Genomic DNA, 20,489 nt, shown 5'->3' on the forward strand with positions numbered 1-20,489 from the left:
GTCAAGCGCAAGGCACAGTGCGCGACAAGAACCGCCTTTGGGAGGAGGGGAAGAACTCATGCATATCGGCCAGCTCGCGCGCCCCGCGTTCAAGCTTCAGCTTCTCGCGGCGAGCGCCGCCATCGCCTGGCAGCCCGCGACGGCCCAGGATGCGCCGCCGGCCGGCGTGCCGGTCGCCGCCGAGGACGAAGAAACGATCGTCATCACCGGCACCAGCCGCGCTCGCGCCGCCTTCGACACGCCGCTCGCCGTCAGCACCCTGAACGACGAGGCGCTGGCCCGCCTGGGCTCCAGCAGCCAGGCCGACATCCTGAACTCGATCCCGACGATCAAGGCCGACGCCGGCGGCGGCGAGGTCGCGAGCAACGTCTTCATCCGCGGCCTGCCCTCGGGCGGCCAGTTCCAGTTCACGCCACTTATGTACGACGGCTTGCCGGTGTTCAGCTCGTTCGGCCTCAACTCCTCGGCCTACGACGTCTACTACCGCAACGATCTCGGCATCGAGCGGCTGGAGTTCGTCCGCGGCGGCGTCTCCAACCTGTTCGGTCCGGGCTCGGTCGCCGGCCTCATCAACTATATCTCGCGCACCGGCGGCGACCGACACACCGGCACCGTCCAGCTCGAAGTGGCGGAGCGCGACCGCTACCGCGGCGACATCGCGATCAGCGGCCCGCTCGGCGGCAATTTCTATTATGCGCTGTCCGGCTTCTACCGCAGCGACGAGGGCCCGATCCGCACCGGTCTCGACACCGAGGGCTTCCAGGTCCGCGGCAATCTGCAATACCGGTTCGACGACGGCTCCGGCTTCGTCGCCCTCTACGGCCAATATATCGACGACAAGACCCAGTTCTACCTGCCGGTGCCGCTGGACGGCACGACCCGCGCGCGGGCGCCGGGCAATGACGGCCGCGACGTCTTCTCGGTCCAGAACAACTTCTCGTTCGCCGATCTCGGCTTCAACACCCCCGACGGCCCGTTCGAGAGCGACATCGCCGACGGGGTCAGCACCCAGGGCGGCTCGGTCGCGCTCGTCTTCGAACGCGACTTCGGCGGCGGCTGGGGCGTCAATCTGCGCGCCCGCTATGCGGACTACGATCACAAGTTCGGCCTCTGGTCCGACGGCGACGGCCTGATCAACGTGCCGGAAACGCTGCAGAGCTTCCTCACCAACCGCGGCCTCGGCAGCCTTGCCAACGCGCGCTTCACTTTTGCGGACGACGGCAGCGCGATGCCAGCCGACTATCTCCTCTTCGCCAACCGCTTCACCGATCGCGACCGCCCGGCCGAGGACGTGACCGTCGAGGTCAACGTCACCAAGGAGCTGACCACCGGCAGCCTCGAGCACACCTTCACCATCGGCGGCTTCTGGGGCAATGCGACGGCGCGGGACGTCAACGTCACCACCACCTACCTCGCCGAGTTCAACAACCGGCCGCGCCTGGTGGATCTCGTCATCACCAACCCGAACACCGGCGCGCAGACGGTCATTTCCCAGGGCGGCCTCCTCAACGCGGGCGCAGGCTATGTGAACAACCGCCATTCGGTCTCGCGCTATGCCGCCTATGTCGCCGACCAGATCGAAGCCGACCGCTTCGCCTTCGACATCGGCTTCAGGATCGAGCGGTTCGAGGGCGACATCCTGCGCGAACGCACCTCCACCTTCGTCACCGACACGACCACGCCCGACCTCGCGGCGGCGCTGCGCGACGTGATCTGGGGGAACGGCACCTTCCAGCAGGCGCGGGTCGCGACCAGCGAATGGGCGGTGGCGGTCGGCGCGCTCTATCGCCTGACCGACGATCTCAACATCTACGCCAATGCCTCGCGCGGCTATTTCTTCCCCGAGATCCGCGCCGTTACCTTCAACGCCCTCGGCCAGCCCGCCTCGTTCAGCGCCGAGATCATCAAGCAGGCCGAGGTCGGCATCCGCTATTCGTCAGGGCGCTTCTCCGCCTCGCTCGCCGGTCTCTACACCCGGCTCACCAACCGGCGCCAGGTCCTGTTCGTCAACGACGGCCAGGGCGGTTTCCGCGAGCAGGTCAACATCGTCGCGACCGAGGCCTATGGCCTCGAGGCGACGCTCCGGGCGCGGCTGATCGGCGGCCTCTATTTCGAGGGCAACCTGACCCTGCAGGACCACAAATACACCGCCTTCGACACCGCGCCGGCCAATATCGGCAACGAGCTCGAGCGCCAGCCGAACTTCCTCTACAATGCCGGCCTTTATTATGACGACGGCCAGCTCGATGCCGCGATCTTCACCAACTACACCGGCGACAATTTCACCGCCGCGAACAATGCGATCGTGCTGGAGGGCTTCAACGTCGTGAACCTCGATGCCGGCTACCGCTTCGGCCTCGGCGGCGAGCGCTCGCTGCGCTTCGGCATCAACGTGTTCAACCTGTTCGACACCGATGCGACCACCGAAGGCTCGCCACGCCAGGATGCGAACCAGACGACCGGCGGTGCCTTCTTCGTTGGCCGCCCAGTGCTGCCGCGCCGGATCACCGGGCGGCTCACCTTCAACTTCTGATCCCCCTCCCCGATGGGCGGAGGCCATCGTGCCTCCGCCCCTTTTGCGTAAAAGGCCGGACATGACGATCAACGACAGGGACGAGGAAGCGCGGGCGATCCTCCGCGCGAACGACCGCGGCGGCTATACCGTGCCCAACGGGCGCGTCTATCCGTTCCAGTGGAACTGGGATTCGGCCTTCGTCGCGCTGGGCTTCGACACGTTCGACCGCAATCGCGCGTGGCAGGAGCTCGAGACGCTGCTCGGCGCCCAGTGGGAGAACGGCTTTCTCCCCCACATCGTCTTCTGGCAGGACGATCCCGGCTACTTCCCCGGCCCGGCCGTCTGGGGAACGGGGCGCACTCCGGTCACCTCCGGCATCACCCAGCCGCCGGTTGCCGCCACGGTCGTCCGCAAGCTCTGGGACAGCGCCGAAGCGGCCGGCGACGGCGGCGCCTATCGCCCGCGTCTGGCTGCGCTCTTCCCGAAGCTCCTCGCCTGGCACCGCTGGTTCCGCGATTTTCGCGACCCTGAGCAGCGCGGCGTGGTCGTCGCCATGCACCCCTGGGAGACGGGCCGCGACAACTCGCCCGAATGGGACGCTCCGGGCGAGCCGATCGATATCTCCAACGTGGGCGACTATGTCCGCCGCGACACCAGCCATCTCGACGCCAAGATGCGGCCGACCAAGCTCGAATATGACCGCTATCTCGCGCTCGTCCAGTTCGGCCGGGCGACCGGCTGGGACCATGGCCGCATCTCGCGCAAGAATCCGTTCCGCGTCGCCGACATCGGCATGTCGATGATCCTGCTGCGCGCCAATCGCGACCTCGCTGTTCTGGCGCGGGTTCTCGGCGACGAAAGCGCGGCGGCGGAGCTCGACGATCTGATCGAACGCGCCGAACGGGGCATTTCCTGGCTTTGGGACGACAAGACCGGCACTTGGTGTTCGCGTGACCTCGTCACCGGCCGGCATTCGGGCTTCATCACCAGCACCTCGTTCCTGAGCTTCTACGCCGGCCTCGCCGACCCGGCCCGCGACGCGGCGACGCTCGCCCATTTCGACCGGATCGGCGCGAGCGTCCCCTACCTGATGCCCAGCCTCGATCCCGCCGACCCCGGCTTCCAGATGATCCGCTACTGGCGGGGGCCGGTCTGGGCCGTGGTCAACTACATGATCGGCACCGGCCTCACCGAAGCGGGCGAGACGGACCGCGGCGAGCGCGTGCGGGGCGACACCCGCACGCTGATCGAGCGCAACGGCCTCTACGAGGCGTTCAGCCCGGTCGACGGCACCGGCAGCGGCGGCGACGATTTCTCCTGGACCTCCGCGATCTGGCTCGCTTGGGCGAGGCAGCCTCGATCCTAATCTTCGGCCAGGCAGGAGATGTGGAATGACCGACACGCGCACTGCAATGCTTAGGACGACAAGCGAAATCCGGCGCGAGGCGGCCGACGGCTGCCACGACGGTCAGGGCCGCGTCGATATCGGCTGGGCGGTCGAGCGCGGCGAAAGCGAACTGGGGCTGCAATTCGTGCACGATGACATGCTGCCGCCCGGCGCCGGTATCGGCGAGCATTTCCACGCGGACAGCGAGGAAGTCTATTTCCTGATCGAGGGCGCGGGCACGCTGCTCCTCGACGGCGCAGAGCATCCCTTCGCCGCCGGCGACATCTCGCTGCTGAAGCGCGGCCATTCGCACGGGATATGCAATACCGGAGCCGGGCCGATGCGGCTGCTGGTCTGGCAGGTGAAGGCGGCCGCGCCCTAGTCAGCGATCCGGATCGATCCCGAGGCTATCGTTCGCTGCGGCCCGGACGGCGGATGGGCTGGCTCCGAGAAAACGCCGCGCCAGCTTGTTGAAATGCTGCGGATCGGGAATGCCGCTACGCTCGGCCACCCGCCAGATCGGCAGGTCGGTCGCCTCGAGCAGGTAGCGGGCGTGCGCCATCCGCCGCTCGATCAGGCGATGGGCGAGCGTATTGCCGAAGTGCGCGCGGAACTGGCGGGCGAGATGGGCGCGCGCGCAGCCGAGCTCGCGCGCGATGCCGGCAATGGTGAGCGGCTCGGCAAAGCGCGCGTCGATCAGGGCCGCCGCCCGTTCGGCCCTGGCGGCGCCGGCCGGCATGGGCGCGGTCCGTTCCCAGAGCCACAGCAGCAGCTCCTGCAGCGCCAGCGACGCGCCGGCTGCGGCCACCGGACTTGCGCCGCCGCGCGCGTGAAGGCTCGCCACATGCGCCATCCGTTCGCGCGCAGCAGACGCCGCCGCGGCGAGGTGGAGGTGAAGCGGGAGCACAATCGCCCCGTCCGCGGCCTCGACCGGAGCGAAATGGATGCACCAGTGGTGGCCGGAGTCCGCGAGATCGTAGCTGCTGGGCTGGCCGGCCGGGCTCAGCGTCAGATCGCCCGGGCCGAGCGGCTGCATTCCCCCCGCGAGCCGCATCCGCCCCTGATAATCGTGCAGGTGGAGCGCATGGGTGCGGCCGAGATAGGTGGTCGCAAAGCCCGTATCGGCGAGGGCGAAACGCCCGGCGACGACCACCCGGGGGAGAATCGCGACCGGCCAGGCGAGCTGCTGCATGATCACAAATATACCAGAAGATGGCGGCACATCCAATTGCGGCCGGCACGGATGAACGCTAGCCTGACCTCACAAATTCACAGGAGCGGCGGCATGTCGGCGAACGGGCTCGATGCCGGGCAACGGGCGTTCTACCGGGAAAACGGGTTCGTCCATGTCCGGAACCTGCTGGCCGCGGACGAGGCCGCAGCCTATCGCGCCGAGCTCCATGCGCTTGCCGCGCGCCAGGGCAGCAACGACGCCACCTGGAGCAGCGTCCAGGGCGGCGGCACGAGCATCCTGCACAGCCACGACGTCCACTTTCGCTCCGCCGCCTTCACCCGGCTGCTGACCGATTGCAGGATCACATCCATCGCACGGGACATCATCGGGCCCAACGTCCAGCTCCATCACAACAAGATGTTCATCAAGCCGCCCGAGAAGGGCTCGCCCTTTCCGATGCACCAGGACTATCCCTATTTCCCGCATACGCGGCACTCGATGATCGCGGTCATCCTTCATTTCGACGATGCGCCGGAGGAGAAGGGCTGCGTGCGCGTCTATCCCGGCACCCACAAGCTCGGGCCGCTCGCGGCGATCGGGCAGGACCATCATTTGCCTGAGGACATCTATCCGATCGCCGGCGCGACCCCGATCCCCGCCAAGGCGGGCGATGCGATCTTCATGTCCTATCTGCTCGTCCACGGCTCCGGCGTGAACGTATCGAGCGAGCCGCGCACGACCTGGCTCATCCAGATGCGCGATCCGGAGGACGAGCCGCTCACGGAGGGCCACGCCTCGCGCGGCCAGGGAATGATGCTCGCGGGCATCGATCCGCGCGCCACGCCCTTCCGCTTCGCCTGGGCGGAGGAGGCCGCCTGAGCCTCACCGCGCTGCTGGCGCTCGTGGCCTGGCACCTGTCGGGAGCACAGGCGCAGCCGAACGCGTGCACGGCGCTGCGCAGGGCCGATATCGCGAACGTCACGATCGAAGCCGCCGAAATGATGCACCTGCCCTCGTCGGGCGAGGCATGCCGGGTGCGCGGCATCGCCCGACCCGTGCCGGGCTCGCGCATCGGCTTCGAGCTCTGGCTGCCGCGCGAGGGCTGGAGCGGCCGCTACTACCAGATCGGCAATGGCGGTTTTGCTGGCGGCATCCACAGTCCGTCGCTCCAAGCCGAGGCGATGCGCGGCAATGCCGCGGCGTCGACCGACACCGGCCATCGCGCCGACGCCTTCGACGCGAGCTGGGCCCGGGGAAATCCGGTGGCGCTCGAGGATTATGGACATCGCTCGATCAAGGCGACGTCGGATGCCGCCGCGGCCCTGATCCAGGCTTATTATGGTCGACCCGCCCGCTGGCGCTACTTCGCCGGCTGCTCGAACGGCGGGCGCCAGGCGCTGGTCGCGGCGCAGCGTTATCCGGACGATTGGGACGGCATCCTCGCAGGCGCGCCTGCAAATCCCTGGACGCAGCAGCTTCTCGACTTCGCCCATGTGCAGCACCGGTTGCATGCGGTCCCCGGCGCCTATCTGCCCAGGGCAAAGCTGCCGGCCATCCAGCGTGCCGCCCTCGCCGCCTGTCCATCCGGGACGACGCCCAACGGCATCGCGACCAACCCCCCTGCCTGCCGCCTGGATGTCGATATCCTGCTCTGCCGGGGCGGCGAGCGTGACGATTGCCTGACGGAATCCCAGGCCGAAACGCTTCGGCAGATCGTTGCTGCAGGCTTCCAACCGACGGCGGCGGCCTACCCCGGCAACTGGGACAGCTGGATCCTCAACAGCGACCCGACCGCGCCGTCGCAGCTTCGATTCGCCATCCAGGGCGCGCGCTACTTCTTCGGCAGCTCGTCCTTGATCGGGGCCAGCGCCCCGCCCGACACGGCGGCGTGGCTGGATGCCGGCGCAACGGGCTATGATCGCTTCAGGGCACGAGGCGGCCGCATCATCTCCTATTTCGGCTGGGCGGACGCGGTCATTTCGCCGATTCGGGGGCTTGGTTACTATCGGGCTGTTGCGACCGATATCGGCTCGGTTGCCGCGATGCGATCGTTCTATCGACTGTTCATGGTTCCCGGCATGGAGCATTGCCAGGGCGGCCCGGGATCCGACAGTTTTGGCCAGTCGATGGTAAGTCCCGCACTGCAAGGCGATGCAGATCACGATGTTCGGCTGGCCCTGGAGTGCTGGGTGGAGGCCGGGCAAGCGCCCGAGCGCCTCATTGCGCACCGTCGGAGAGAGAACGGAGGAGCCGTGACCGGCAGGCAATTTCTTAGACCGGTCGATTGAACGATCAACCGACGCCAGTCCCTTTTGACCGAAAACGGACGGTTTTTGGCAAGAGCGGCGACCAAGCGAACGCTCAACACCTCCTCAGGCGAGCATCCGTGCAGCGATTGCCTTGAGTGCGGTGCGGCTTTCGGGGGTGACCGACAGATTGCTCAGGATGACGATGGCGATCCGCCGCGCGGGATCCAGATAGGCCATGGTGAACACCCCGGGATCCCCGCCCCAATGGTTTATGCGCGGAACACCGTCGAGCAGCGATTGCTGCCAGCCAAGGCCGTGGCCCGTCAGCCAGTCCGGCAAGCCGGGTGGCTTCTGCATTCTGAGCATCTCCGCTGCGACCGCTTCGCTCGACAGCCGCTCGCTCCGCGCCACGCCGCCATTGGCCGCCGCAGCCATCAGCAGCGTAAGGTCGTCGATCGAGGCACGGATCATCCCGGCCGGCCAGTCGGGGAAGCCCACCGGCTCGACCGGCGCGACCGCTCCGCCGACGAGGTCATAAGGCGTGGCGCGCAGCCGCGCCGGCGTCTCGGCAATGGTCCAGGCTATATGGCCAAGCCCGAGCGGCCTGAACAGACGTTCGCGCGTCAGGTCCCGCATGTCCTGCCCGGCGATCCGCCCGACCAGATAGCCAAGCAACGCGTATCCGATATTGCTGTAGTCCCACCGGGCCCCCGGGGTTTGCGTCAGGTTGCCGCCACGCGCGTAACGCCCCCCGGGCGCGAGATATCCGCGCAGCAGCGTGCCGATCTCCATCGACGCATCGGCGCCGCGTTGCCGAAAGTCGATCTCGTAATAGTGCGCGTCGGAAATGCCCGACATATGCATCAGCAGGTGTCGAAACGTGATCGCCGCTGCGGCCTCGCCGAGGATCGCGAAATCGAGGTGCGGCGCGATCGGATCGTCGAGCGCGATCCTGCCCGCATCGACCAGCAGCATGACGGCCTGCGCCGTGATTACCTTGGTGACCGAAGCGATATGGAACATGGTGTCGGTCGTCGCGGGCTGGCGCCGACCCAGATCGGCATAGCCATAGGCGCGGGTGAAGGACACGGCGCCGTCTCGCGCAATGCCGAGGGCGAGGCCAGGTATGTGCGCCGCCATCATCTGCGCGGCGACGAACGAGTCGAAACGAAGTGTCGCCCGCACCGACGAGGGAAGGAGTGCGCTGGCAAGGCCGGCCGCCGCTCCGCCGAGGAATCCGCGCCGCGAGCTCAGCATCATCGTTCCGTTTCCCATTTCTCTGTTTCACGGCTATATATGTAGGCACCTACATATCTGTCAATGATGGGAGAGACCATGAAGGACTATGTGGCGGAGATGCGCGGTGCGGCGCTCGGCGCGCGGTTGCGCCGTCTGAGCGCCGCGATCGATGCCGACGCAACGCGCATCTATGCGGCGATGGGGTTGAGGTTCGAACAGCGCTGGTTCGGCGTAATCAACCAGCTTTCTCTGAACGGACCGATGTCGGTGAGCGAGCTCGCCGCAGCACTGGGAATCAGCCATGCATCGGTCAGCGAGACCCGGCAGTCGCTTGAAAAGGCGGGGCTCGTTCTGTCCGAACCGGATCGGCGGGACTCACGCCGCCGCACCCTGGCATTGTCGCGGTCGGGAGAAGTACTCGTTGATCGGCTGCGGCCGCTGTGGAGCGCTTTCGACGAGGCCGCGCGCCGTCTCGACGCCGAAGCGGGTGAGGTGACCCAGGCCTTGGCACGTCTCGAGCAGGCGCTGGCGCGACAGTCGCTCCACGACCGCATCGCCGCACTGATCGGCCACCGCGACTGAAGCTGGCCGGAGCGGAAGGGCGGGCGCATTGTCGCCATAAGCCGAACGACAACGATGGATCGAAAGCAGGCGTAGGACTTACGGCGCCAGCACCGTATCCACCGCCTTCGGCAACGTCTTCGGATAGTCGGTCGTATAATGCAGCCCCCGGCTCTCCTTGCGGTGGAGCGCCGAGCGGACGATGAGGCTGGCGGTCTGGAGCAGGTTCCTCAATTCCACCAGATCCGGCGTCACCCGGAAATGGCCGTAATAATCCTCGACCTCGTCGGTGAGCATCTTGATCCGGTGGGCGGCGCGCTCCAGCCTTTTGGTGGTGCGCACGATGCCAACATAGTTCCACATGAAGCGGCGGATCTCGGTCCAGTTCTGCTTGATCACCACTTCCTCGTCGGAATCGGCGACCCGGCTTTCGTCCCACGGCCGGATCGGCGGCGGCGGCGGCAGATCGTCCCAATTCTCGAGGATGTGATTGGCGGCCGCCTCGCCGAACACGAAACATTCGAGCAAGCTGTTGGAGGCGAGGCGGTTGGCGCCGTGCAGGCCGGACTGGCTGACCTCGCCCGCCGCATAGAGGCCGGGCAGGTCGGTCCGCCCGTCGAGGTCGATCACCACGCCGCCACAGGTGTAATGCTGGGCGGGGACGACCGGGATCGGGTCTTTGGTGATGTCGATGCCGAGTCCCAGCAGCTTGGCATGGATGTTCGGGAAATGCTCCTTCACGAACTCCGGCGGCCTGTGGCTGATGTCGAGATGGACAAAATCGAGGCCGAGCCGCTTGATCTCATGGTCGATCGCGCGGGCGACGACGTCGCGCGGCGCCAGCTCGGCCCGTTCGTCGAAATCGGGCATGAAGCGGTGGCCGGTTTCGGGGATGAGCAGGTGCCCGCCCTCGCCGCGCACCGCCTCCGTGATCAGGAAGTTCTTGACCTCCAGATTGTAGAGGCAGGTCGGGTGGAACTGCATGAACTCCATGTTGGAGACCCGGCAGCCCGCCCGCCACGCCATCGCGATGCCGTCGCCGGTCGCCCCCCTGGGCGCGGTCGAGAACAGGTAGACGCGGCCCGCGCCGCCGGTGGCGAGGATCGTCGCGCGGCCGAGGAAGGTCTCGACCTTCCCGCGCTTGCGATTGAGCGCGTAAACGCCCCAGACATGGCCGTCGCCCGAATAGCGCTCGCCGTGGCGGCTGGTGACGAGGTCGATCGCCACCATGTCGGGGACGAGGGTAATGTTGGGATAGGCCCGGGCGGCGCGCTCTAGCGCCTCCTGCACCGCCCAGCCGGTGGCGTCGTCGACATGGACGATGCGGCGGTGGCTGTGCCCGCCCTCGCGGGTGAGATGCCAGCCATTGTTGTCGTCGGCGACGTTGAAGGGGACGCCGAGGTCGGCGAGCCGGTCGATCGCCGCCGGCGCGTTCCCGACGACGAACTCGACGGTGGCGCGGTTGTTGAGGCCGGCGCCGGCGACCATCGTATCCTCGATATGGCTCTCGAACGTGTCGCCGGGCTCCAGCACCGCGGCGATGCCGCCCTGCGCCCAGGCGGTCGAGCCCTCGTTCAGCGCGCCCTTGGCGAGCACCGCGACCTTGAGACTGGGGGCGAGGTTCAGCGCCGCCGTCAGCCCGGCTGCGCCGGAGCCGATGATGACGACGTCGAAATTCTGATTAGCCATCCGTACCGGTCGCCCGGGTGAGGTTCAGGAACACGTCCTCGAGGTCCGCCTCGCGGGTCGAGACGTCGACGATGCCCAGCCCCTCCTTCTGCAGCGCGGCGAGCACATCGCCGGCGTTGACGCGATCCTTGCGGTAGGTGATCGCCAACATCCGCTCGCCCTTGAGCTCCACCTTCTCGAAGGGCGCGGCGTCCGGCGCCCGAACGATGTCGCGATCCGTGACAACTTCGACAACTTTCTCCTGCGCCATTCCGACCAGCGTGCGCGTCGTGTCGTTGGCGATCACCCGGCCGTGATTGATGATCGCGATCCGGTCGCACAGCTCCTCGGCCTCCTCGAGATAATGGGTGGTGAGCACCACCGTCACGCCCTGCGCATGGAGCGACCGCACATAGTGCCAGAGCTGCTGCCTGAGCTCGACGTCGACCCCTGCGCTGGGCTCGTCGAGCACCAGGATCGGCGGCGAATGCACCATCGCCTTGGCGACCAGCAGCCGCCGCTTCATCCCGCCCGAGAGCGTCCGCGCATAGGCGTTCGCCTTGTCCTCGAGATGGACGGCGCGCAGCAGCTCCAGCGAGCGCCGCTCCGCCTTCGGCACGCCGTACAGCCCGGCGAACAGCTCCAGCGTCTCGAACGGCGTGAAGAAGGGATCGAACAATATCTCCTGCGGCACCACACCGATCGAGCGCTTGGCGTTGCGCGGATGGGCGTCGATGTCGAAGCCCCAGATCGAGGCCGTCCCGCCGCTCTTCATCACCATCCCGGCCAGGATGTTGATGAGCGTCGACTTGCCGGCGCCGTTCGGCCCCAGCAGGCCGAAAATCTCCCCGCGCGGCACGTCCAGCGACACGCCGTCGAGCGCGCGCTTGCCGCCCTGATAGGTCTTCTGGAGATCGCGGATCGAAATGGCGGCGTCGCTCATGTCGCCCGCAATAGCGGCGTTAACCCCTCTCGAAAAGAAGCCGTAAACCCTGTCGTCATAGGATGGGCTTATGTTCGTGCAGCTCCACCTCACGGGCTTCTCGCGCACCGCCCTCATTCTGTCGGCAATGGGTGCGGCGCTTCTCGCCCTCGGCGCCAGTCCCGGCGCCGTCTAAGCGGATTGTCGCTCGCCCGGGCGCTTGCTAAAGCGCGCCCATGGCTGCCACCGATCCCTACACGCCCGAGATCGTCCATACCGACAGCGCCCGCTGCGTCTGCGACGGCGCGACCCATATCTCGCCCGCGCTCGGCCATCCACGGGTCTATCTGCAGATCGACGAGAAGGGTTATGTCGACTGCGGCTATTGCGACAAGCGATTCATCCTGAGGGGCGGCCCGGCGGATGCCTAGGAGTCTGGCGGCATTGGCTGCCCTGCTTCTCGCCTTCGCGACCCCGGCATTCGGGCAGTCGTCGGCAGACCCGGCATTCGCCTATCGCAATGGCTTCTGGCGCAATCTCCACCACACGCTCTACGCCTTTGCCAGCCATGATCCCGCCGCCGGGCGCGTCCGGCGCGTGCGGCTGAGCCCTGCGGACGTTGCCGTTCGGGATGCGCTTGCCCAAGGCGAAGCCGCGACCTGGTCCGAGGCGGTGCGCTGGTATGCGACGAATCTCTCGCGGCGCGACCTGCTGTTCGATGATGGCATGGTTGCGATCGGCGACGCCATCACCGCCGTTGGCGATGGCGCGCGCCCCGACTCCGCAGGGGTTCCCGGTGACTTGCGCGACATCCTCGCGCGGGCCGCGCCCGTTTACCGGGCGCGCTTTTGGCCAGCCCATCGGCAGGCGAATGAGGCATGGCGCGTTGCCGCGGAACCTCTGGTCGCCGAGCATGGGTCGGCCGTCGCCGCGCGGCTTTCCCGCCTCTTCGGCGTGGCGTGGCCGGATGGGCCGATCGAGGTCGCGCTCGATGCCTATGCCAACTCTGCCGGCGCCTATACCTCGCTCGAGCCGACGCGGATCACGGTCGCCACGAGCGATGAGAGCTATCAGGGCCAGGCCGCCTTCGAAATGCTCATGCACGAGGCAGGCCATGCCCTGGTCGGCCCGCTGCGTGAGCGGCTGGCGGCGCTCGTGGCGGCCGAAACGGCGCGGCCGGGCGCCAATGCCGCCGCGCTTCGCCGCGATCTCTGGCACGAGATCCTTTTCTATATGGTCGGTCAGGTCGCGGCCGAGACGATGCCTGGCTACGTGCCATATGCCGACCGCAACGAATTGTGGCACCTCGCCTGGCCCGGGCCCGACCGGGAGGCGCTCGCCCGGCATCTCGACCCCTATCTTGCCGGGCGAACGAGCCTCGACGCCGCCCTGACGGCGCTGGTCCGCGACCTCGCCGCGACGCCGGCCCGGCAATAGCCGATCCAGCGCGACGCCTTCCACAAGCGGCCAAATCGCCTATATCCATGCGGATGAGCATCGATCCGCGCCGCTTCCTCTATCGCCCCGACGGCCTCGATCCCGATGCCGCGCTCCGCCTCACCGCAGATGCCCTCAAGGGCTGCGACGACGGCGAGCTCTACCTCCAGTATACCGCCTCGGAGAGCTTCAGCTTCGACGACGGACGCCTCAGGACAGCCGATTTCAATACCCAGGCCGGTTTCGGCCTGCGCGGCGTCTCGGGCGAGACTACCGCTTTCGCGCAGGCCAACGACATCAGCGAGGCGGCGATCCGCCGCGCAGCCGAGACGATGCAGGTTCTCGATCCGGCGACCGGTCCCCGTCCGGCCCCGCCGCGGCGCACCAATGCCAATCTCTACACCGGTGCGGATCCACTCGGCCTCATCCCGTTCGCCGAGAAGGTCGAACTCTGCCAGCAGATCGACGCGGCGGCGCGCGCCCGCGATCCGCGCGTCGCCCAGGTCACCGTCACCCTCGCCGGCACCTGGAGCGTGGTGGAGATCGTCCGCCCCGACGGCTTCGTCGCCCATGACGTGCGGCCGCTGGTCCGGCTCAACGTCCAGATCATGGCGGAGCAGAATGGCCGCCGTGAAACCGGCTATCATGGGCTCGGCGGCCGCTATCTCTATGACGACCTGTTCAAGCCCGAGACCTGGAACCGCGCCATCGATATTGCGCTTGCACAGGCGCTGGTGAACCTTGAATCCGTCGACGCGCCGGCCGGCGAGATGACCGTCGTGCTCGGCCCCGGCTGGCCGGGCGTGCTGTTGCACGAGGCGGTCGGCCACGGCCTCGAGGGCGATTTCAACCGCAAGGGCACCAGCGCCTTCTCGGGCCGGATCGGCAGCCAAGTCGCCGCGCCCGGCGTCACCGTGATCGACGACGGTTCGATCGACCGCCGCCGCGGCAGCCTCGCGATCGACGACGAGGGCACCCCGACCCAGCGCAACGTGCTGATCGAGGACGGCATCCTCAAAGGCTATATCCAGGATCGCCTGAACGCCCGGCTGACGGGCGTCGCGCCGACCGGCAATGGCCGGCGCGAAAGCTTCGCCCACGCGCCGATGCCGCGCATGACCAACACCTTCATGCTCGGCGGCCAAGATGATCCCGGCGAGATCCTCGCTCGCGCGAAGAACGGCATCTACGCGAAGAGCTTCGGCGGCGGCCAGGTCGACATCACCAGCGGCAAGTTCGTCTTCTCCTGCACCGAGGCGTACCGGATCGAGAACGGCCGGCTCGGCGCCCCGATCAAGGGCGCGACCCTGATCGGCGACGGCCCGACCGTGCTCACCCGGGTCGCGGCGATCGGCAACGACATGGCGCTCGACGAGGGTATCGGCATTTGCGGCAAGGGCGGCCAGTCCGTCCCCGCAGGTGTCGGCCAGCCGACCTTGCTGATCGAGGGCCTGACGGTCGGCGGCACCGCTGCATGAGCCTTCCCTGGGCGCGCGAGGTGCTGGACTTCTGGTTCGGCCATGCCGACGACTGGTGGAGCGGTGCGGCCGAGTTCGACGCGGAGATCCGCGAGCGGTTCCTGCCGCTCTGGCAAAGCGAGCGCGGACGGCAGGTGATCGACTTTCTCTATTCGGAGGAGGATGCGCTCGCCGCCGTCATCCTGTTCGACCAGTTCCCGCGCAACATGTTCCGGGGTCATGCCGACCAGTTCGCGACCGATCATATGGCACTCGCCATCGCCAAGAATGCGGTCGAGCTCGACTACGACCACGGCATGGACAAGGGCCAGCGCATCTTTCTCTACATGCCGTTCGAGCACAGCGAGGACATGAAGGACCAGCTCCAGTCGCTGCTCCTGTTCACCGCCCTGGGCGATGAGGAGATGCTGCTCTACGCCCGCAAGCACCATGATGTCATCGAGCGGTTCGGGCGCTTCCCGCACCGAAACGCCGTGCTCGGCCGCAAGCCCACCGCGATGGAGCTGGCGGCCGGCGACGTGGTCCCCTGGTGACGTAAATGGCGCTGGTCGAGCTCGGCAAATTCTACAACAGCCTGGAGGCGGGCATCGTCCAGGGCCGGCTCGAGGCGGCCGGCATCGATTGCTTCATGTTCGACTTCAACATGACGCTGGAAGGCGTCGGCTTCCTGATCCCGGTGCGGCTGATGGTCGACGAGGACGATCTCGCCGAGGCCCGGCGGATCCTCAGCGAAGCAGGTGGTTCCGAAGCGGACTGAGATCGTAGCCGGCTGCCGATGCCTGCACGATCAGCGTCGCCCCAGCCACGCCCTGCGCGGCGCGGGCCAGCGCCCACAAATAGGCCGAGCGCGTCCCCGACCTGCAGAAGACGAGCGCCTCGCCTGCCGCTGCGTCCAGCGCTTCGGCCATCGCCGACACCTGATCGGGCGAGAACCCGCCCGCGACGGGAATGTAGCGATAATCAAGGCCAATCGCCCGCGCAGCCGTCTCTATGTCGGCCCCCGTCGGCTGGCCGAACTCCTCGCCGTCCGGGCGGTTGTTGACGATCAGGGTCACGCCGGTCGCGGCAATGGCGGGAAGATCGGAGGGAGCGATCTGCCCGGCGACGCGCACCTTCTCGTCGAGGGCGATCACTGGTCGAGCGCCTCGTAGCGCGCGATCCGCGCCAGCACCTCTTCATTGCCTGCGTAGCGCTCGCGCAGCGCGGCGCCGCGCGCATCGACGCCGGGGCAGATCTCGGCGACGGCTTCGTTGATCTGCCGCTGACGCTCCGCGTTCCAGGCCGGCTCGCCGATCCAGTGCGCGCAATCCTGCCACTGGACGATGAACTGCTGGACGTCCGCCGGCATGCCGCGCGCGTCCGGATAGGTGCGCAGCGTCGCCTCGTCGAGCGGCGCCGGCTGCGCGGTTCCGCTCGCCAGTGCGAGGCCAATCAGGATCGCCTTCATCACGCTGCCTCCATCGCTGCGATGACCTCGACGAACGCGGCGCCATAGCGTTCCAGCTTGGCCGCGCCCACGCCGGACACGTTGGCCAAAGTGTGCAGCGTTGTCGGTTTGAGCTCGGCCATCTCGCGCAAGGTGCTGTCGTGGAAGATCACATAGGGGGGTACGCTCGCTTCCTGGGCCAGCTCGCGCCGCCGCGCCCGCAGCGCCTCGAACAGCGGATCGTGCGGATAGTCCTGCGCGCCCTTGCGCGTCCGCCGCGTCGTTCGCTTCGGCGGCAGGACGATCTCCAGCCGCGCCTCACCCTTGAGGATCGGCTTCGCACCCGGCCCGAAGGAAAGCCCGCCGAACTCGTCGGCCCTGAGTGCGTCACGCGCCAGCAGCGCCCGCGCCACCGGCTTCACCAGCGCCAGCTCCTCGGAATCGGCGATTCCGAACACGCTCAGCCGATGATGGCCGAAATTATGGACCTTGTCGGTCTCCTTGCCCGCCAGCACATCGGTCAGATGGCCGAGCCCGAACCGCATCTCGGTGCGGAAGGCGGCGGAGAGAAGCTTCTGCGCCGTGGTTGTCGCATCCACGGCTTGGGGCGGCTCCAGGCAGTTGTCGCAATTGCCGCAGCGCTCCGGCGGATCCTCGCCGAAGTGCCGGAGCAGGATCGCGCGCCGGCAGCCGGCGGTCTCGACGAAGGCGGCGAGCGCATTGAGGCGATCGCGCTCGCCGGCGCGGCGGCCCTCCTCGACCTCGGTCTCGATCCGCCGCCGGGCGCGGGCGAAATCCTCGGCGCCCCAGAACAGCCAGGCCTCGGCCGGCTCGCCGTCGCGCCCCGCGCGGCCGGTCTCCTGATAATAGGCCTCGATCGATTTCGGCAGGCCGGCATGGGCGACGAAGCGCACGTCCGGCTTGTCGATCCCCATGCCGAAGGCGATGGTCGCCGCCATCACCATCTCCTCCGACTGCACGAACGCCGCCTGGTTGCGCGCCCGCACCGGCGGCTCCAGCCCGGCATGGTAAGGCAGCACCGGACGGCCGTCCGCGCCGAGCTGCTCGGCGATCCGTTCGGTCTTGTCGCGGCTCGGCGCGTAGACGATGCCCGGCCCGGGCTGCTGGCCGAGCAGAGTCCTCAGCTGTCCCGTCACACCGTCGCGCGGACGGACATGGTAGCGGATGTTCGGCCGGTCGAAGCCGGCGACGATCAGGCCGTCGTCGGGAATGCCGAGCTGCCGCAGGATGTCGGCCCGGGTGCGCTTGTCCGCCGTCGCGGTGAGCGCCAGCCGCGGCACCTCCGGAAAGGAATCGAGCAAGGGCAGGAGCAGCCGGTAGTCCGGCCGGAAATCATGTCCCCATTCGGAAACGCAATGCGCTTCGTCGATCGCGATCAGCGCCAGCGGCAGACGCGCGATCAGCTCGCGGAAGCCCGCACCCGTCGCCCGCTCGGGCGCGACATAAAGAAGATCGAGTGCGCCCTGCTTCAGTCGCTCGATCGTCTCGGCGCGATTGTTGTCGGCAGATGTCAGCGCCGCCGCGCGAATGCCGAAGCCTTCCGCCGCACGGATCTGGTCGTGCATCAGCGCGATCAGCGGCGAGATCACCAGCGCGGTCCCCGCCCGCGCCAACGCCGGCACCTGATAGCAGAGCGACTTGCCGGCCCCGGTCGGCATGACGGCCAGCGTATGCCTCCCGACCATGACCCGGCCGATCACCTCCTCCTGGACGCCCCGGAAATCCTGGAATCCGAAGACCCGGTGGAGAATGTCGTGCGGCGTCGTCACCAGTGTCCCAAAGTCAGTCCTGAGGGAAAAGTCGAGTCGCATTCGCGAATCATATCAGAACATAAGAAGAACAAAAGAACTGATACGACCTCAACTGCCGATCGGCGGCGAATAGTCGGTAAGATGCAGCGTGCGATCCTGGATGCTTTCGACCATCGGCCCGTGTTCGGCCGCAGTCTGGCGCTTGATCTCGGCCCATTCCGCATCGGCCATGAAGCCTTCCCAGGCGCGCCGCATCGTCGCCTCGTCGGGCCAGCGCAGCACATAGACGAACTCGGGCCGGCCGTCGCTCCGCGCCTCCCACATCGCGACGATGTCGAAGCCGTAGCGTGCCATGATCCGCGTCGCATGGGTGCGGAACCGCTCGTGGAAAGCAATCCGCGAGGCATCATAGAGCCGGTAGATCCTGAGCTGCTGGACGGGTCCGCTCCGCGGCACGGGGTCTTCCCGGGCCCCCGCGGCCGTCGCCGATGCCAGGGCCGCCAGTGCAAGGGTCAGGGCAAGCTTCATGGGGCGTCTCCACGAGATGGCGGAGCGTAACTAGTGGCGCATCGGCGCCGCGTCCATGGCGCCGCCGCAGCGCTCAGGCCGCCCGTTCGACTCCCAGGGCAGGCAGCATCCCGCCAGCCGCGGCGTGCGCCTGTCGGGCCGTCGCGTCGAAGGATGCGGGATAGCCGAACAGGAAGCCCTGTACCTCGTCGCAGCCCTCGCGCAGCAGGATATCGAGCTGCGCGCGCGTCTCCACGCCTTCGGCCAGAACGGGAATGGCGAGGCTCTTGCCGAGCGCCAGCACCGCGCGGATGATCGCGGTCGCCTGCGGACTTCCCTCGAGCTCGGCGGTGAAGAAGCGATCGAGCTTGATCTTGTCGAACGGGAAGACGCGCAGCGTCTCGAGCGACGAATAGCCGGTGCCGAAATCGTCGAGCGCGACGCCGACGCCGAGCGCCTTGATCTGCCGCAGCACGAACAGGGCCCGCTCGCGATCGGCCATGATCGCGCTCTCGGTCAGCTCGATTTCGAGCCGCCGTGGGGACAGGCCGGTCTCGACCATCACCTGGTGGAACAGCTGTGGCAGATCGGCGTGGGCGAGCTGCAGCGGCGAGACGTTCACCGCGACCTTGGACTCATGCTCCCAGCGTATCGCGTCGGCGCAGGCCCGGCGCAGCACCCATTCGCCGAGCGCCAGGATCAGGCCGTGCTCCTCGGCGATCGCGATGAACACCGACGGCGCGATCGGACCCTTCGTTGGATGGGTCCAGCGCAAGAGTGCCTCATAGCCGGTGACGGCGCCGGTCGCGGCCCGGGTCTGCACATGGTAATGGACCTCGAGTTCGTTGCGTTCGATGGCGTGCCTGAGGTCGTTGGCGAGCTCGCGACGTTCGCGGACGGCCTCGTCGAGCTGCGAATTGTAGTAACGCGGGCCCGGCGCGCCCTCCGTCTTGGCGCGGTACATGGCGAGGTCGGCATTGTTGGCAAGCGTGCCCGCATCTTCCGCATCCTGCGGAAAGACCGCGACGCCGATGCTCGCGCCAAGCCGCGCCTCGAAATGCCCCAGCGACATCGGCGCCTTCACGATCGTGCTCAGCCTGTTGGCGAAGGCGGTGAGGTGGGCGCGGTCGCTGAACCGTGTGACGGCGATGAACTCGTCGCCGCCGAGGCGGGCGACGAGGTCGCCGGGGCCGAGCGCCGTGCGCAGGCGATGGGCGATCAGCACGAGCACGTCGTCGCCGGCCTTGTGGCCGTAGAGATCGTTGATCTCCTTGAACCGGTTGAGGTCGATCGCACAGAGGCCGACCTGGGTTTCGGTGGTCCGCGCCATCTCGATCCGCCGCTCGAGCTCGCCCTGGAAGCCGCGCCGATTCGGCAGGCCCGTCAGCGTGTCGTTGAACGCCATGTAGGTGAGGTCGCGCCGCGCGTCGGATCGGGTCTGACGGTCGATCAGCGCCGCGAACACGGCGGCCGCGATCACGATGGCGCCGACCAGCGCGGTCGCCAGCGCCAGCGCGCGCAGCTCTTCCGGCCGCAGCGGCGTCGCGTCCAGCGCGAGCGGCGCGATGTTCATCGCCGTCATCGCGACGAAATGGAGAGAGGCGATGGCGAGCACGATCAGGACGGTGCCGAGCGCGAGCCGGTGGCGTGCGACCTTGTTCGGCCGCAGGGCGGTGAGCGCCGCGCCGGCAAAGATCATGGCGCACAGCACCGACGCGACGACGTAGGGCTTGTCCCAGGTCACGATTCCGTCGACGCGATAGGCGGCCATGCCCGTATAATGCATCGCCGAAATCGCGAGGCCGAAGAGCGCGCCGCCAACGGCGCCGTAAATGTCCTTCGAACCCCAGGCGGCGGTGGCGAAGCCGACAAAGCAGCCGGTCACCGCGACCACCAGCGAGGCGATCGTGAGCACCGGATCGAGCGTCACCGGCGCCCGTGCCTCGAAGGCGAGCATGGCGACGAAATGGGTGCACCAGATGGTGGCGCCGGCGGCGACCGAGGTCAGGAAGGCCCAGGCGAAGCGCTGGGCACCGGGCGTGCTGCGCGCGCGCTCGAACATCTGCACGATGGCGAACGCGCCGGCGCAGCAGATGATGACGGCCAGCGCCACCAGCCACGGATCATGCTCGACGGCGATGCAGAGCGCCACGT

20 protein-coding genes are annotated in these 20,489 nt (G+C 67.7%); 11 read left to right on the plus strand and 9 right to left on the minus strand.

Going from position 1 to position 20,489, the window contains the following annotated elements; all coding sequences use genetic code 11:
- Window positions 1-58 precede the first annotated feature (58 nt).
- From RCO27_RS12860 to RCO27_RS12870, 3 genes are all read left to right on the plus strand, one after another.
- A complete protein-coding gene (locus RCO27_RS12860; RefSeq protein WP_309003063.1) occupies window positions 59-2,533 on the plus strand; it encodes a TonB-dependent receptor domain-containing protein in 2,475 nt (824 codons plus the stop codon).
- 61 nt (window positions 2,534-2,594) lie between these two features.
- The gene (locus RCO27_RS12865) at window positions 2,595-3,881 is read left to right on the plus strand and encodes a trehalase family glycosidase (RefSeq protein ID WP_309003064.1); all 1,287 of its coding nucleotides are present in this window, start codon (window positions 2,595-2,597) and stop codon (window positions 3,879-3,881) included.
- A 25-nt stretch (window positions 3,882-3,906) separates the two neighbouring features.
- Entirely contained in the window at window positions 3,907-4,284 is a 378-nt protein-coding gene (locus RCO27_RS12870; protein WP_309003065.1) for a cupin domain-containing protein, read from the plus strand.
- Here RCO27_RS12870 and RCO27_RS12875 read toward each other — a convergent pair whose 3' ends face one another.
- The gene (locus RCO27_RS12875) at window positions 4,285-5,094 is read right to left on the minus strand and encodes a helix-turn-helix transcriptional regulator (RefSeq protein WP_309003066.1); all 810 of its coding nucleotides are present in this window, start codon (window positions 5,092-5,094) and stop codon (window positions 4,285-4,287) included. It lies immediately after the preceding gene.
- A gap of 93 nt (window positions 5,095-5,187) precedes the next feature.
- Here RCO27_RS12875 and RCO27_RS12880 point away from each other — a divergent pair, with 93 nt between their 5' ends.
- The gene (locus RCO27_RS12880) at window positions 5,188-5,955 is read left to right on the plus strand and encodes a phytanoyl-CoA dioxygenase family protein (RefSeq protein ID WP_309003067.1); all 768 of its coding nucleotides are present in this window, start codon (window positions 5,188-5,190) and stop codon (window positions 5,953-5,955) included.
- A 23-nt stretch (window positions 5,956-5,978) separates the two neighbouring features.
- On the plus strand, window positions 5,979-7,364 hold the full coding sequence (locus RCO27_RS12885; RefSeq protein WP_309003068.1) for a tannase/feruloyl esterase family alpha/beta hydrolase: 1,386 nt from the start codon (window positions 5,979-5,981) through the stop codon (window positions 7,362-7,364).
- A gap of 84 nt (window positions 7,365-7,448) precedes the next feature.
- On the opposite strand, the gene RCO27_RS12890 is transcribed toward RCO27_RS12885, so the two are convergent.
- Window positions 7,449-8,585 carry a serine hydrolase domain-containing protein gene (locus RCO27_RS12890; RefSeq protein WP_309003069.1) on the minus strand — a complete coding sequence of 379 codons (1,137 nt, stop codon included), beginning with the start codon at window positions 8,583-8,585 and terminating at the stop codon, window positions 7,449-7,451.
- Window positions 8,586-8,660: 75 nt separating this feature from the next.
- Between RCO27_RS12890 and RCO27_RS12895 the strand changes: the two genes are divergently transcribed.
- Entirely contained in the window at window positions 8,661-9,146 is a 486-nt protein-coding gene (locus RCO27_RS12895) for a MarR family transcriptional regulator (RefSeq protein ID WP_309003070.1), read from the plus strand.
- 78 nt (window positions 9,147-9,224) lie between these two features.
- On the opposite strand, the gene nadB is transcribed toward RCO27_RS12895, so the two are convergent.
- Window positions 9,225-10,814 (minus strand): L-aspartate oxidase, encoded by a 1,590-nt coding sequence (gene nadB / locus RCO27_RS12900; protein WP_309003071.1) that lies wholly within the window; start codon window positions 10,812-10,814, stop codon window positions 9,225-9,227.
- A complete protein-coding gene (locus RCO27_RS12905; protein WP_309003072.1) occupies window positions 10,807-11,736 on the minus strand; it encodes an ABC transporter ATP-binding protein in 930 nt (309 codons plus the stop codon). The genes nadB and RCO27_RS12905 overlap by 8 nt, the downstream gene beginning before the upstream one ends.
- A 215-nt stretch (window positions 11,737-11,951) precedes the next feature.
- Between RCO27_RS12905 and RCO27_RS12910 the strand changes: the two genes are divergently transcribed.
- Genes RCO27_RS12910 through RCO27_RS12930 form a run of 5 tightly spaced genes read left to right on the plus strand, consistent with a single transcriptional unit; the run spans window position 11,952 to window position 15,387 of the window.
- A complete protein-coding gene (locus RCO27_RS12910; protein ID WP_309003073.1) occupies window positions 11,952-12,146 on the plus strand; it encodes a zinc-finger domain-containing protein in 195 nt (64 codons plus the stop codon).
- Window positions 12,147-12,159: 13 nt separating this feature from the next.
- Window positions 12,160-13,152, plus strand: coding sequence for a hypothetical protein (locus RCO27_RS12915; protein WP_309003074.1), 993 nt, complete (start codon window positions 12,160-12,162; stop codon window positions 13,150-13,152).
- 47 nt (window positions 13,153-13,199) lie between these two features.
- On the plus strand, window positions 13,200-14,630 hold the full coding sequence (tldD, locus tag RCO27_RS12920; protein WP_309003075.1) for a metalloprotease TldD: 1,431 nt from the start codon (window positions 13,200-13,202) through the stop codon (window positions 14,628-14,630).
- Window positions 14,627-15,163 carry a DUF924 family protein gene (locus tag RCO27_RS12925; protein WP_309003076.1) on the plus strand — a complete coding sequence of 179 codons (537 nt, stop codon included), beginning with the start codon at window positions 14,627-14,629 and terminating at the stop codon, window positions 15,161-15,163. Before tldD ends, RCO27_RS12925 begins: the two co-directional genes overlap by 4 nt.
- Before the next feature lie 5 nt (window positions 15,164-15,168).
- Window positions 15,169-15,387 (plus strand): DUF2007 domain-containing protein, encoded by a 219-nt coding sequence (locus RCO27_RS12930; protein WP_309003077.1) that lies wholly within the window; start codon window positions 15,169-15,171, stop codon window positions 15,385-15,387.
- Here RCO27_RS12930 and RCO27_RS12935 read toward each other — a convergent pair.
- From RCO27_RS12935 to RCO27_RS12955, 5 genes are all read right to left on the minus strand, one after another.
- Entirely contained in the window at window positions 15,356-15,763 is a 408-nt protein-coding gene (locus RCO27_RS12935) for a TIGR01244 family sulfur transferase (RefSeq protein ID WP_309003078.1), read from the minus strand. The genes RCO27_RS12930 and RCO27_RS12935 overlap by 32 nt on opposite strands.
- Window positions 15,760-16,077 (minus strand): hypothetical protein, encoded by a 318-nt coding sequence (locus RCO27_RS12940; RefSeq protein WP_309003079.1) that lies wholly within the window; start codon window positions 16,075-16,077, stop codon window positions 15,760-15,762. Before RCO27_RS12940 ends, RCO27_RS12935 begins: the two co-directional genes overlap by 4 nt.
- Window positions 16,077-17,888, minus strand: coding sequence for a DNA helicase RecQ (recQ, locus tag RCO27_RS12945; RefSeq protein ID WP_374990380.1), 1,812 nt, complete (start codon window positions 17,886-17,888; stop codon window positions 16,077-16,079). Before recQ ends, RCO27_RS12940 begins: the two co-directional genes overlap by 1 nt.
- 48 nt (window positions 17,889-17,936) lie before the next feature.
- Complete coding sequence (locus RCO27_RS12950) at window positions 17,937-18,356, minus strand: NIPSNAP family protein (RefSeq protein ID WP_309003081.1); 420 nt, start codon at window positions 18,354-18,356, stop codon at window positions 17,937-17,939.
- Between the two features lie 73 nt (window positions 18,357-18,429).
- Window positions 18,430-20,487: an EAL domain-containing protein gene (locus tag RCO27_RS12955; RefSeq protein WP_309003215.1), complete on the minus strand. Its 2,058-nt coding sequence runs from the start codon at window positions 20,485-20,487 to the stop codon at window positions 18,430-18,432.
- Window positions 20,488-20,489: the final 2 nt, after the last annotated feature.

It is taken from the genome of Sphingosinicella sp. LHD-64, assembly GCF_031157375.1.
Classification (GTDB): Bacteria; Pseudomonadota; Alphaproteobacteria; order Sphingomonadales; family Sphingomonadaceae; genus Allosphingosinicella.

What these genes read in the sequence shown, in the direction of transcription:
- RCO27_RS12860 (WP_309003063.1), top strand. Translation starts at nt 59, where the DNA reads ATGCATATCGGCCAGCTCGCGCGCCCCGCGTTCAAGCTTCAGCTTCTC.
- RCO27_RS12865 (WP_309003064.1), top strand. Translation starts at nt 2,595, where the DNA reads ATGACGATCAACGACAGGGACGAGGAAGCGCGGGCGATCCTCCGCGCG.
- RCO27_RS12870 (WP_309003065.1), top strand. Translation starts at nt 3,907, where the DNA reads ATGACCGACACGCGCACTGCAATGCTTAGGACGACAAGCGAAATCCGG.
- RCO27_RS12875 (WP_309003066.1), bottom strand. Translation starts at nt 5,094, where the DNA reads ATGCAGCAGCTCGCCTGGCCGGTCGCGATTCTCCCCCGGGTGGTCGTC.
- RCO27_RS12880 (WP_309003067.1), top strand. Translation starts at nt 5,188, where the DNA reads ATGTCGGCGAACGGGCTCGATGCCGGGCAACGGGCGTTCTACCGGGAA.
- RCO27_RS12890 (WP_309003069.1), bottom strand. Translation starts at nt 8,585, where the DNA reads ATGATGCTGAGCTCGCGGCGCGGATTCCTCGGCGGAGCGGCGGCCGGC.
- RCO27_RS12895 (WP_309003070.1), top strand. Translation starts at nt 8,661, where the DNA reads ATGAAGGACTATGTGGCGGAGATGCGCGGTGCGGCGCTCGGCGCGCGG.
- nadB (WP_309003071.1), bottom strand. Translation starts at nt 10,814, where the DNA reads ATGGCTAATCAGAATTTCGACGTCGTCATCATCGGCTCCGGCGCAGCC.
- RCO27_RS12905 (WP_309003072.1), bottom strand. Translation starts at nt 11,736, where the DNA reads ATGAGCGACGCCGCCATTTCGATCCGCGATCTCCAGAAGACCTATCAG.
- RCO27_RS12910 (WP_309003073.1), top strand. Translation starts at nt 11,952, where the DNA reads ATGGCTGCCACCGATCCCTACACGCCCGAGATCGTCCATACCGACAGC.
- tldD (WP_309003075.1), top strand. Translation starts at nt 13,200, where the DNA reads ATGCGGATGAGCATCGATCCGCGCCGCTTCCTCTATCGCCCCGACGGC.
- RCO27_RS12925 (WP_309003076.1), top strand. Translation starts at nt 14,627, where the DNA reads ATGAGCCTTCCCTGGGCGCGCGAGGTGCTGGACTTCTGGTTCGGCCAT.
- RCO27_RS12930 (WP_309003077.1), top strand. Translation starts at nt 15,169, where the DNA reads ATGGCGCTGGTCGAGCTCGGCAAATTCTACAACAGCCTGGAGGCGGGC.
- RCO27_RS12940 (WP_309003079.1), bottom strand. Translation starts at nt 16,077, where the DNA reads ATGAAGGCGATCCTGATTGGCCTCGCACTGGCGAGCGGAACCGCGCAG.
- recQ (WP_374990380.1), bottom strand. Translation starts at nt 17,888, where the DNA reads ATGCGACTCGACTTTTCCCTCAGGACTGACTTTGGGACACTGGTGACG.
- RCO27_RS12950 (WP_309003081.1), bottom strand. Translation starts at nt 18,356, where the DNA reads ATGAAGCTTGCCCTGACCCTTGCACTGGCGGCCCTGGCATCGGCGACG.